General features: G+C 69.1%; 11 protein-coding genes. 4 read left to right on the top strand and 7 right to left on the bottom strand.

Annotation, left to right across the window (positions count from 1 at the left end; all coding sequences use genetic code 11):
• Positions 1-63: 63 nt before the first annotated feature.
• The 3 genes from AB0O15_RS15325 to AB0O15_RS15315 all read left to right on the top strand — a co-directional run bounded on the left by AB0O15_RS15325 (position 64) and on the right by AB0O15_RS15315 (position 3,616).
• On the top strand, positions 64-1,866 hold the full coding sequence (locus AB0O15_RS15325) for a bifunctional metallophosphatase/5'-nucleotidase (RefSeq protein WP_364318635.1): 1,803 nt from the start codon (positions 64-66) through the stop codon (positions 1,864-1,866).
• Between the two features lie 213 nt (positions 1,867-2,079).
• A complete protein-coding gene (locus AB0O15_RS15320) occupies positions 2,080-2,370 on the top strand; it encodes a chorismate mutase (protein WP_364318633.1) in 291 nt (96 codons plus the stop codon).
• Between the two features lie 868 nt (positions 2,371-3,238).
• Positions 3,239-3,616, top strand: coding sequence for a hypothetical protein (locus tag AB0O15_RS15315; RefSeq protein WP_364318631.1), 378 nt, complete (start codon positions 3,239-3,241; stop codon positions 3,614-3,616).
• A 139-nt stretch (positions 3,617-3,755) separates the two neighbouring features.
• On the opposite strand, the gene AB0O15_RS15310 is transcribed toward AB0O15_RS15315, so the two are convergent.
• Positions 3,756-4,505 (bottom strand): hypothetical protein, encoded by a 750-nt coding sequence (locus AB0O15_RS15310; RefSeq protein ID WP_364318629.1) that lies wholly within the window; start codon positions 4,503-4,505, stop codon positions 3,756-3,758.
• 121 nt (positions 4,506-4,626) lie between these two features.
• On the opposite strand from AB0O15_RS15310, the gene AB0O15_RS15305 reads away from it, so the two are divergent.
• Positions 4,627-5,073 (top strand): Hsp20/alpha crystallin family protein, encoded by a 447-nt coding sequence (locus AB0O15_RS15305; RefSeq protein ID WP_364318627.1) that lies wholly within the window; start codon positions 4,627-4,629, stop codon positions 5,071-5,073.
• A 45-nt stretch (positions 5,074-5,118) separates the two neighbouring features.
• Here AB0O15_RS15305 and AB0O15_RS15300 read toward each other — a convergent pair whose 3' ends face one another.
• From AB0O15_RS15300 to AB0O15_RS15275, 6 genes are all read right to left on the bottom strand, one after another.
• Complete coding sequence (locus AB0O15_RS15300) at positions 5,119-5,532, bottom strand: hypothetical protein (RefSeq protein ID WP_364318625.1); 414 nt, start codon at positions 5,530-5,532, stop codon at positions 5,119-5,121.
• A gap of 164 nt (positions 5,533-5,696) precedes the next feature.
• Positions 5,697-6,704, bottom strand: coding sequence for a dipeptide ABC transporter ATP-binding protein (locus tag AB0O15_RS15295; protein WP_364318623.1), 1,008 nt, complete (start codon positions 6,702-6,704; stop codon positions 5,697-5,699).
• Positions 6,697-7,731, bottom strand: coding sequence for an ABC transporter ATP-binding protein (locus AB0O15_RS15290; RefSeq protein WP_364318621.1), 1,035 nt, complete (start codon positions 7,729-7,731; stop codon positions 6,697-6,699). Before AB0O15_RS15290 ends, AB0O15_RS15295 begins: the two co-directional genes overlap by 8 nt.
• 5 nt (positions 7,732-7,736) lie before the next feature.
• Positions 7,737-8,645 (bottom strand): ABC transporter permease, encoded by a 909-nt coding sequence (locus tag AB0O15_RS15285; protein ID WP_364318620.1) that lies wholly within the window; start codon positions 8,643-8,645, stop codon positions 7,737-7,739.
• Entirely contained in the window at positions 8,638-9,564 is a 927-nt protein-coding gene (locus tag AB0O15_RS15280; RefSeq protein WP_364318619.1) for an ABC transporter permease, read from the bottom strand. Before AB0O15_RS15280 ends, AB0O15_RS15285 begins: the two co-directional genes overlap by 8 nt.
• A gap of 72 nt (positions 9,565-9,636) precedes the next feature.
• Positions 9,637-11,220, bottom strand: a complete 1,584-nt coding sequence (locus AB0O15_RS15275; RefSeq protein ID WP_364319040.1) for an ABC transporter substrate-binding protein — start codon at positions 11,218-11,220, stop codon at positions 9,637-9,639.
• Positions 11,221-11,284: the final 64 nt, after the last annotated feature.

Genomic DNA, 11,284 nt, shown 5'->3' with positions numbered 1-11,284 from the left:
TGACCTGCGTCGATCAACCAGAGTGAGTGGCGTTCCCAAACGATGATTCGGGGAGAACCACATATGAGACACCGCGTTCTGAGCCGGCTGGTGGTGCCGGCCCTGGCACTGGCCGTCATCGCCGTCATCCCGCAAACGAGCAGCCCGGCCGCCGCGACCGGCCTCACGCCGGTGAGTGTGAACTACGGGCTGCCGCACGGCAGCACGGTCAAGGGGCAGTTCCTCAGCTACAACGACTTCCACGGCGCCATCGACCCGCCCGCGGGCAGCGGCGCCGCGGTCAACGGCACCCCCGCGGGCGGCGTCGAATACCTCGCCACCTGGCTCAAGAAGCTGCGCGCCGAGGGCCGCGCCGACGGCCGGTCCACGCTGACCGTCGGCGCCGGCGACCTGATCGGCGCCACCCCGCTGGTCAGCGCCGCCTTCCACGACGAGCCGACGATCGAGCTGATGAACGAGGTCGGCCTCCAGGTCAGCTCGGTGGGCAACCACGAGTTCGACGAGGGCGTCGACGAGCTCCTCCGCATGCAGCGCGGCGGCTGCCACCCGGTCGACGGGTGCCAGGACGGCGACGGGTTCCGCGGGGCCAAGTTCACCTACCTGGCCGCGAACACCATCAGCAAGCGCACCAAGCTGCCGATCCTGCCGCCGATCGACATCAAGTTCGTGAACGGCGTACCCGTCGGATTTGTCGGGATGACCCTCGAGGGCACCCCCGGCATCGTGAACCCGGCCGGAATCCAGAGCGTCACCTTCGCCGACGAGGTCGAGACGGCCAACAAGTGGGGCAACGTGCTCAAGCTGCTCGGCGTGAAGGCGCAGGTGCTGCTGGTGCACGAGGGCGGCGGCCAGGGCAACACCGCCGACCCGAGCGGCTGCGCCAATTTCAGCGGCCCGATCGTGCCGATCGTGGCCGGCCTCAACCCCGAGTTCGGCCTGGTCGTGTCCGGTCACACCCACCGGTTCTACAGCTGCTCGCTGCCCACCCGGGGCGGGACCGCGGTGGTCACCAGCGCAGGCTCCAACGGCCAGCTGATCACCGACATCGACTACACGCTGGACAAGCGCACGCGTAAGTTCGCCGCGATCGCGGCCCGCAACGTGATCGTCGAGAACGGCGTGCGCAACCCCGACGGCACCTGGCAGACCGACGCCGCGGGCGCGTTCGTGAAGAACCCGGCCACGGTCGACGCGAACGCCAAGCGGGTGGCCGACAAGTACCGGGTCGCGGTCGCCCCGATCGCCAACCGGGTCGTCGGCCAGATCACCGGCGACATCGTCCGCGACGCGCGGCCCAGCGGCGAGAGCCCGCTCGGCGACGTCATCGCGGACGCCCAGCTGGCGTACACGAGGACCAGCGCGAGCGCCCAGATCGCCCTGATGAACCCCGGCGGCGTCCGCGCCTCCCTGGCCTACGCGCCGAGCGGCGCCGAGGCCCGCGGCGCGGTCACCTACGGCGAGGCGTTCACCGTCCAGCCGTTCAACAACCTGGTGGTCACCCAGACATTCACCGGGGCGCAGCTCAAGAACGTGCTGGAGCAGCAGTTCGTCGGCTTCGGCGGCCAGACCACCCAGCGCATCCTGCAGCCGTCGGCCGGTCTCACGTACACCTACAGCACCAGCGCGGCGCCCGGCAGCAAGGTCAGCAACCTGGCCCTGAACGGCGCCCCGATCGACCCGGCCGCCACCTACCGCGTCACCACCAACGACTTCCTGGCCAACGGTGGCGACGGCTTCACCAACCTCAGCCAGGGCACGAACCGGGTCACCGCGCCCGGCTTCGACGTCGACGCCCTGACCGCCTACCTCGGCGCCGGAGCCCCCGTGGCCCCCGGCCCCGCCAACCGGATCACCCTGATCAGCTGAGTTCCCACGGTTCGGGCGATTTCCTTGCGAGACCGCCCGGGCCAGGGGCATACTCGGCGTCGTGATTCAGCGGGCGCGATTTACCTACGGCACCGGAGCTCCGGCCGCCGTGGAATGCGCCTGAACGACAGACTTCCACCAAGCCCCGGGCTCGACGGCCCGGGGCTTGAGTCTGTCCCGGCGCCCACAGCCTCCGCACCCGAGGAGCCCCAGTTGAACGCCGAACTGATCGCCCAGCCGACCGGCACCGACGAGCCCATGGCCGCCGACGAGATCCGCGCCGCCCGCGAGCGCATCGACGAGATCGACCAGGCCATCATCGACCTGTGGCTGGAACGCGCCCGCCTCTCCCAGCAGGTCGGCAAGACCCGCATGGCCAGCGGCGGCACCCGCCTGGTCCTGAGCCGCGAGCGCGAAATCGTCGAACGCTTCCGCAACGCCCTGGGCGCCGACGGCACCCAGGTGGCCCTCATGATCCTCCGCGCCGGCCGCGGCCCCCTCTAGGCGCCCTCCCCACCCGGCTCAATGCCTGCACATCGCGGCCGGGCGGGTGGCACACCGCGGCCCCCGTCTTCCTCCCCACCCAGAACAAGATCAAGAGCTTGAGGTCGTAGCTGGGTGGGTGTTTCAGACCGCAGCTCCCGCCGAGGCCGGTCGCCCGGCTCCTGGCCGCTGGCGCGTCCAAACCAGAGCCGCGCGACCTTCATTCTGCGTAAGTGGTCACCCTCCGGGCGCTCCGCGCCCAACCCCCACCGCTCGCTTGCCCTGAGCGCGTAGGGCCGACACGCATCTTCGCGCCCTTTGCTCTGAGCACATATGGGCATGACTCGGATACCGGCAAGATCGCAGTGATGCGTTTGTGTGCTCAGAGCACGGGGCTGTGGAGCAGTGGCCGGGCTCGTGACGGCTGAGGTTGGCTGCGGTCGGCCAGGGCCGCGGTCGGCCGAGCGGGCCCACCTGCGAGGCCGTCGATCGCCTCGGCCAGGGCGGTGAGGCGTCGGGCCTCGTCCCGGTCGGCGCTCCGGCGCTCGGCCGGTATGGCTGCGGCTGCGGCTGCGGCTGCGAGTGAGGTTGGCCGGCGGATGCGGCTGGCCGGACGGATGCTGTCGGCCGGGCGGGAACAGCCGGCCGACGGCGGTCAGCCAGGGCGGGTGCGGTCGGCCGGACAGCAGCGGCGGGCCGAGGCGGGTGTGGTTGGCCGGAACGGGTGCGGCCGACGGACGGCGCGGTCACCCGGGGCGGATGCGGTCGACCGGGACAGCAGCGGCGGGCCGGCGCGGTGGGCCGAGGCGGGTGCGGTTGACCGGGGCGGCGGTAGGGCGAGTCGGGTGTGGTTGGTGAGGGGCGGGTGGTTCTGGCGTAGGTTTTCGGCGTGGAGAAGCTGTCGGAGGGGACGCTTGCGGCTATCGGGCGGATGACGGTGGCCGCGGTTGAGTTGGAGCATGTGCTCGCCTGGATCGGGGCTGACCAGGCCGGGGGCGATGTGGAGGCGGTGTTCGGCCGGGCCGGGGAGCCGTTGCGGGCGGCTCGGGGGTCGGTGCTGTTCGCTGCGGCGGATCGGCGCGAGGAGTATGCGCGGCTGGTTGAGGCGGCCGCCGCTCAGCTTGCGATCAGTCAGGGTGCGCTGCGAGCCATGTGGCGGGGTGGGCGTGCCGACGCTGAGCAGTTCGACGAGATCGCGGCCATGCTGTTGCGCTGCGGGAACGAACTCGAATCGATGGTGACCGCAGACCTCGGCGCCCGCCGCTGAGGTCCGGCCACCCGGCTTCGGCGACCCGGCTTCGGCGGCCGACGTCGGCGACGCGGCGTCAGCGGCTGAGGACGGCGACGCGGCGTCAGCGGCCGAGGTCCGCGAGGCGGATTCAGCAGCTGAGGTCGGCCAGGCGGATTCAGCGGCTGTCACGGTGGCGTTGGGTTTCCTCGCGAACTCGGTCGGTGTCGGCGGACATTTCGTCGATTCGGGTGGCCAGGTCGGGGTGGGCGTCGAGGTGGCGCACGGCCTCTGTGAGCAGGTGCGGCAGGTCGGTGGCATCGGTGGCGCCGAGAGCTTCATGCAGGCGGTCCACATGGGGGGCGGCCGCGGCGCCCAGGTCGGTCAGGGCGGTGACCTGCGCGGCCAGGCGGCGTAGGTCGACCGTGTGCTCGTTGGCCCAGCGGTCGACTGCGCGCTGGCCGGCGCGGCGGTCGCGTTCGGCGCGCACCCGATCGTCCTGCCGGGTCTCCGATGCGGCCGGCAGTGAACGCAGGAAGCGCCGCTCCGCCGCCTGCCGGCTGCCCACCCCGAGAGCCGGGGCCAGCTCCTGCCAGGACACCCCGGCGGCGCGCGCGGCCGCGACCAACTCCGGCTCCAGCGCGGCCAGCTCATTCTGCGCCCGCCGCAGCACCACCAGCGCGTCCAACACCTCGGCCGGCCCAACCCCAGCCACCTCACCTGAGCTCATCCCCGCCGGCCCGATGTCGGCCAGAACGACCTGGCTTGGGCTTACCCCGGTCGGACCCGACTCGGCCGGGCCTAAGTTGGCCTGGCGCACGTCGGCTGGGCTTGAGTTGGCCGGGTCAGGTGAGGCGGCGCGGGCTGTGGCGGCTCGGGTTGCGACCTCCTCGATCAGGGCTACTGCTGCCACCAGCTTGGTCACCATCACGGCCTCCAGGAACTTGTCATCGTTTTGATGACTACTTGCTTGTCATCGTTGCGACGACGAGGTACAAAGAATCTATCGCGCATTAACTGTTCAAGTCGAGACCCGGGAGGTGGCAACCATGTTGATGCGCAGCGAGCCCTTTACCGAGATCCACCGGATCGCCCAGCAGATGTTCGGGTCGCCTGAGGCCGGCACGTGGTCGCGGCCGTCGGCCGTGCCGATCGACGCCTATCGGCACGGGGATGAGCTGGTGATCGCGTTCGATCTGCCTGGCGTTGACCGCGACGCGATCGACATCGACGTGGAGCGTGAGGTGCTGACCGTTCGCGCCGAGCGGCGGCCCGTTGATCTCGGCGGTGACGCCGTGGCCCAACTGTCCGAGCGGCCGCTCGGGGTGTTCGCCCGCCGACTCTTCCTCGGCGAGGCGCTGGACACCGAGCACATCAGCGCGACCTACGACAACGGCGTGCTGGTGCTGCGGGTCCCGATCGCGGAGAAGGCCAAGCCCCGCAAGATCACGGTGGCTGCTCGCGAGCACGACGACGCGAAGGTGTTGACCACATAGAACAGACCGACCGAAGGCCCGCATCCCGGTGATGCGGGCCTTCGGCTAGCGGATGCGGCGCATGATCGCCTCGTAGGCGGCGTGCGCCATGTCGGGGCGATCGGGGTCGGCGTTCCAGCGGCCGATGATGGTGTTGCCGTCGGCGCTTACCGTGCCTCGGTAGGTCATGCCCAGGCCGGCGTGGGTGAGTTGGTTGCCGTCGATGGTCCAGGTGTAGTCGAGCGGCGGGTTGTGGCCGTCGTAGACGTGGGACCGGAAGCCGTCACGGACGCCCCAGATCAGCTCGATGCTGTCGATCAGGTGTTCGCCCACCTGGAGGCCGCCGGCGAGTTGCAGCATGCGACCGCTCAGCAGCGTGGTGATCGTGTGTTCGCCCACGATGTCGTCGAACTCGGACCCGTCGGTCCGGCCGGTCAACCTCCACCGTCCGATCAGGACGTCCAACGCATCGATGCGCATGTTGCCCATCTTCCGAGGCTAACCGCCCGGTGGAAAAAGAGCGCAACCACTTACGCAGGTCGCCCGGAGGGCGGCCGCGGAAGCGAAGCGTGCGGCCGCCCGGACGGGCCCTCGGCGGGAGCAGCGGTCTGCACCACCCACCCCGCCACGACATCGGTCTTCTCCTACGAAGCGTGGATCACGTCGCGCGGGCGGGCGAAGTGGCAGGCGCTCGGATGCGACGACGACTCGCGCACCTCGAGGAGCGGCTCCTGCTCGGCGCAGATGTCCTCGGCCTTCCAGCAACGGGTGCGGAAGCGGCAGCCGGACGGCGGGTTGGCCGGCGACGGGACGTCACCCTCGAGCACGATCTGGTCGCGACGGCCGCGCAGGCGTGGGTCGGGCACCGGCACGGCGGAGAGCAGGGCCTGGGTGTACGGGTGCGTCGGCTCCTCGTAGATCTGCTGGTCGTTGCCGATCTCGACCACCTTGCCGAGATACATCACCGCGACGCGGTCGGCGATGTGGCGCACCACCGACAGGTCGTGCGCGATGAAGATGTACGACAGCCCGAACTCGTCCTGCAGCGCCTCCAGCAGGTTGATCACCTGCGCCTGGATGGACACGTCGAGCGCGCTGACCGGCTCGTCGCAGACGATGATCTCGGGCTTGAGCGCCATCGCGCGGGCGATGCCGATGCGCTGCCGCTGGCCGCCGGAGAACTGGTGCGGGTAGCGGTTGATGTGTTCGGGGTTCAGTCCGACCGTGTCCAGCAGGTCGCGGACCGCCTTCTCGCGGCCCTTGCGCGGCGTCACCTCGGGGTGGATCTCGAACGGCTCGCCGATGATGTCGCCGACCGTCATCCGCGGGTTGAGGCTGGTGTACGGGTCCTGCATCACCATCTGGATGTGCCGCCGCGCCCGCCGCAGCGCCCCGCCGCGCATGCGCACCATGTCCTCGCCGCGCACGTTGACCGAGCCGGCGGTCGGCTTCTCCAGCCCGACCAGCAGCTTGGCCAGGGTGGACTTGCCGCAGCCGGACTCGCCGACCACGCCCAGCGTCTCGCCCTTGCGCAGTTGCAGGTTCACGCCGTCGACCGCGCGGACCGCGCCGACCTTGGTCTTGAGGACGATGCCCTGCGTGATCGGGAAGTGCTTGACCAGGCCCTGCGTCTCGAGAACGACCTCACTCACTGCCGATCACCTCCCTCCAGAAGTGGCACCGGGCGGTGCGGCCGAGCGCTACGTCGTAGGCCGGCGGCGGCGGGTCCTGCCGGCATTCGTCCCGCGCGTACGCGCACCGCGGGTTGAAGGCGCAGCCCGGCGGGATCTTGGTCAGCATCGGTGGCAGACCCCGGATCACGCTGAGCTGCTGACCCTTCATGTCGAGCCGCGGGATCGAGGCGAGCAGGGCCTTGGCGTACGGGTGGGCCGGGCGCTCGTAGATGTCGTAGACCGGCGCCTCTTCGACCACCTTGCCGGCGTACATCACCGAGATGCGGTCGGCCACGTCGGCCACCACGCCCATGTCGTGCGTGATCAGGATCAGGCCCATCTCACGCTCGCGCTGCAGGTCGGCGAGCAGCCCCATGATCTGGGCCTGCACGGTCACGTCGAGCGCCGTGGTCGGCTCGTCGGCGATCAGGATCTCGGGGTCGAGAGCGATCGCCATGGCGATCATGACGCGCTGCCGCATGCCGCCGGAGAACTGATGTGGATAATCGGCGATCCGGTCCTTGGCGGCCGGGATGCGGACCTGGTCGAGCAGCTCGATGGACCGCTTCCGGGCGTCGGCCCGGCTCATCCCGCGGTGCTTGCGGAACAGCTCGCCGAGCTGGAAGCCGACCGTGAACACCGGGTTCAGCGCGGACAACGCGTCCTGGAAGATCATCGCGATCCGGTTGGCGCGGACCTTGCGGCGCGCCTCCTCGTTGAGCTTGAGCAGGTCGACGCCGCGGTACTTCACCTCGCCCTTCGTGATGTAGCCGGGCGGGGTGTCCAGGATGCCCATGATCGCCTGGGCGGTCACCGACTTGCCGCAGCCGGACTCGCCCAGGATGGCCAGGGTCTCGCCGGGCTCGAGCCGGAAGTTGGCCCCGTTCACGGCGTGGGCGATGCCGTCCCGGGTGCGGAACTCCACGTGCAGGTCGTTGACCTCGAGCAGTTGCGCCCGCGGGTCCACCTCGGGCAGCACATCCAGGTCGGCTCTGATATCGGTCATGTCGCTCACCGCAGCTTCGGGTCGAAGGCGTCGCGCACGGCATCGCCCAGCATGATGAAGGCCAGCACCGTCATGGCCAGGAACACCGACGGCCAGATCAGCGGCTCGGCGGCCGAACGTACGTTGGGACCGGCCTCGTTGATCATGATGCCCCAGCTGATCGCGTCGCCCTTGAGCCCGACGCCGAGGAAGGTCAGCGTGGCCTCGGTGGCGATGTTGGTGCCCAGCAGGATGGTCAGCACCACGATGAACGCGGCCGTCGAGTTCGGCAGGATGTGCCGCATCATCAGCCGCGCCGGCCCGGAGCCGAGCATCCGCGCGGCGGCCACGTAGTCCTGGTTCTTCGACGCGATCACCGACGAGCGCATCACGCGCGCCGCGGTGGTCCAGCCGAGGAAGCCGAGCGTGACGATGACCGCCCAGAAGCCGTTGTTGGTCGGGTCGGCCGACAGCCGCCGGGCCAGCACGATCGCCGCGAGCAGGAACGGCAGGCCGAGCACGACGTCGATGCCCCGGGAGAGCACCGCGTCGACCCAGCCGCCGAAGTAGCCGGCGCTCAGGCCCATGATCAGGCCGATCGTGCCCGCGACCAGGGTGGACAGCAGCCCGACCAGGATCGAGTTGCGGGCGCCGTAGACGGCCTTGGCGTAGACGTCGCAGCCCTGGAAGTCGTATCCGAAGAACGCGCTGCCGCTGGGCCCGTCGTGCTGCCGGCTGAGCGCGCAGTCGCGCGGGTCGCCGGCGCCGAACAGCGAGGGCACGATCGCCATCACCACGAAGATCACGACGAGCACCGCCGCGACCCAGAAGATCTTGTTGCGGCGCAGGTCGCGCCATGCGTCGCCGGCGAGGCTGCGGGACTTGTCCGCGGTGCTGACCGATTCGGCCGCGGTCACGGACTGGATGTCACTCATAGCGGATCCTCGGGTCCAGGGCGGCGTACAGCAGGTCGACCAGCAGGTTGACCATCAGGAACACGATCACGAGCACGCTCACGAAGCCGACCACGAGCGGACCGTCCTCGGTGCGGATGCCTCGGAAGAGGTTGAAGCCGACGCCGGGGATGTTGAACACGCCCTCGGTCACGATCGCGCCGGACATCAGGTTGCCCAGGTCGACACCGATCAGCGTGACCACCGGGATCAGCGAGTTGCGGAGCACGTGCACCCCGACCACGCGGCGACGGGTGAGGCCCTTGGCCCGGGCCGTACGCACGTAGTCGGACCGGAGATTCTCGGCCACCGCCGACCGGGTCACCCGCAGCTCGGTGGCGACCACCAGGCTGCCCAGCACCAGGGCGGGGAGCAGCAACTCGTAGAAGCCGGCGTCCCGGGTGGCGGTGGGCGGGAACCAGCCGAGCTGGATGCCGAAGATCAGCCGGGCCAGCGGCGCCAGCACCACGATCGGCATGGACAGCACGATCAGGGTGAGCACCAGCGTGACGTTGTCGAAGGCCCCGCCGCGCCGGATGCCGGAGATGACGCCGGCGGTGATCGCGACGACCGCCACGATGACGATCGCGATGAGGGCCAGCCGGATGGTGACCGGCCAGGCGTCGGCCATCATCTCGGAGATCTTGCGGTTGGTCAGGGAGATGCCGAAGTCGCCGGTCAGCAGGCTCTTCATGTAGTGCCAGTACTGGCCGATGAACGGCTCGTCGAGGTGGTAGCGCTCGGTCAGCGCCTGCCGTTGGGCTTCAGTGATGGGTCGTTCGCCGGCCAGCGCCTGGATCGGGTCGGTCTGGTTGGCGAACATGAGCGCGTACACGATGAAGGTCGCGCCGAAGAAGGTCAGCACCATCTGGAGCAGGCGCCGGATGAGATATCGGAACATGTTGTCTTCCGCGGTGAAGATGGCGATGGCGCCACGCCTGTTGACGTGGCGCCATCGCTCAGCCGGCGTGCGTCAGGATGCGACGCGCTCGATCTTGAAGATGTTGACCTTCTTGAACAGGTCGACCTCGACGTTGGTGACCCGCTCGGAGAAACCGAACGTGTTCTGGCCGAACCGCAGCGGCAGAACCGGCATGTCCTTGGCGAGGATGTCCTCGGCCTCCTGCCACTTCTTGATCGCTGCCTCCGGCGTCGCCGCCTCGGAACCCTCCTTGACCAGGCTGTCGAACGCCGGGTTGCTGTACCCGTAGTAGTTCGATCCACCGGTCGTGCTGTACAGCGGGCCGAGGTAGTTCTCCATCAGCGGGTAGTCCATGATCCAACCCATCCGGATCAGGCCCACGGGCTGCTTCGCGTCAACCTTGGTGAGCAGGTCGGCGAACTTGGGCTCACCCGTGCCGGTGCAGTTCACACCGAGCGACGCCTTGATCTGGTTGCACATCGCGTCGACCCAGGCCTTGTGGCCGCCGTCCGCGTTGTACGTGATCTTGATCTCGGCCGGGCCGCCGTTGGCCGTGTAGAGCTCCTTGGCCTTGGTCGGGTTGTACACACACGACTCGCCGCAGGTGTTGTCGCGGTAGCCGGCGACGACCGGGGACACGAAGGACGTGGCCGGCGTCTGCGAGCCGAGGAAGATCTGGTCGGTCATCTCCTTGCGGTTGATCGCCATGGAGAGGGCCTTGCGCACCTCGGGCTTCGCGAACTCCTTCTGGTACGTCGGGAAACCGACGAACGCGAAGTCGGAGCTCGGGCTCTTCTTGAGCCGGTCGCCCAGGTCGCCCGCGGCGGAGCCGAGGCTCTCGATCGGGATCAGCGTCTGCACGTCGAGGTTGCCCGCGACCAGGTCGGCGTACTGCGCCTGCTGGTCCTGGTAGATCTTCCACGTGATGCCGTCGACCTTGACCGGGTCACCCTTGAAGCCGGCGACCTTCTCGACCGTGATCTGCTGGTCGTGCTCCCACTTGCCGACGACCTTGAACGGGCCGTTGCCGATCGGCGCCTGCTCGAACTGCTCGTTGAGCACGCCCGGCGAGGAGAACGCCGCGTTGGGCAGCGGGTAGAACACCGTGTATGCGAGCACCGACTTCCAGCCCGCGAACGGCGCGGACAGGGTGATGGTGAAGGTGGTGTCGTCGACCTTCTTCAGACCGGACATCGTCTTGGCCTTGGGCTCGGGGGCCTTCTGCGGGCCCTCCTCGCCGTCCGGGTCCTTGGACTGCAGGTCGGGGTAGCCCGCGATGCGCTCGAAGAAGTAGGCGCCGTCGTTCCCGTTCGGGCCGTAGGCGCCGTTGTTCCAGGCGTTGATGTAGCTGTCCGACGTGACCGGCTCGGCGTTGCTGAACGTGAAGCCCGCCTTCAGCTTGACCGTCCACACCTTGTTGTCGTCCGAGGTGATGGATTCGGCCGCCTTCTCGATCGGCTGCTTCTGCTCGTTCATGTCGACCAGCGGATAGAAGAGCGAGTCCAGCACCTGCGAGCCGCTCGCCTCGGTGGTGTTGGCCGGGATCAGGTGCTTCGGCTCGGAGATGCCCAGGACAACGGTGTTTTCCGAGCCCTCCGCCTCATCCGATCCGCTGCCGCAACCGGCAGCCAGCATGACGATGGCGGCCGCGCCGGCCGCCACCTTCCATGGGCGTTTCCCAAGCATGGGAGTGCCTCCT

The sequence above is a fragment of the Actinoplanes sp. NPDC089786 genome, assembly GCF_040684855.1.
Taxonomy (GTDB): Bacteria; Actinomycetota; Actinomycetes; order Mycobacteriales; family Micromonosporaceae; genus Actinoplanes.
This window is presented reverse-complemented; position numbering and strand designations above follow the sequence as displayed.

Coding starts and splice junctions, on each gene's coding strand:
- AB0O15_RS15325 (WP_364318635.1), top strand. CDS start 64: ATGAGACACCGCGTTCTGAGCCGGCTGGTGGTGCCGGCCCTGGCACTG.
- AB0O15_RS15310 (WP_364318629.1), bottom strand. CDS start 4,505: ATGGTGACCAAGCTGGTGGCAGCAGTAGCCCTGATCGAGGAGGTCGCA.
- AB0O15_RS15305 (WP_364318627.1), top strand. CDS start 4,627: ATGTTGATGCGCAGCGAGCCCTTTACCGAGATCCACCGGATCGCCCAG.
- AB0O15_RS15300 (WP_364318625.1), bottom strand. CDS start 5,532: ATGCGCATCGATGCGTTGGACGTCCTGATCGGACGGTGGAGGTTGACC.
- AB0O15_RS15290 (WP_364318621.1), bottom strand. CDS start 7,731: ATGACCGATATCAGAGCCGACCTGGATGTGCTGCCCGAGGTGGACCCG.
- AB0O15_RS15285 (WP_364318620.1), bottom strand. CDS start 8,645: ATGAGTGACATCCAGTCCGTGACCGCGGCCGAATCGGTCAGCACCGCG.
- AB0O15_RS15280 (WP_364318619.1), bottom strand. CDS start 9,564: ATGTTCCGATATCTCATCCGGCGCCTGCTCCAGATGGTGCTGACCTTC.
- AB0O15_RS15275 (WP_364319040.1), bottom strand. CDS start 11,220: ATGCTGGCTGCCGGTTGCGGCAGCGGATCGGATGAGGCGGAGGGCTCG.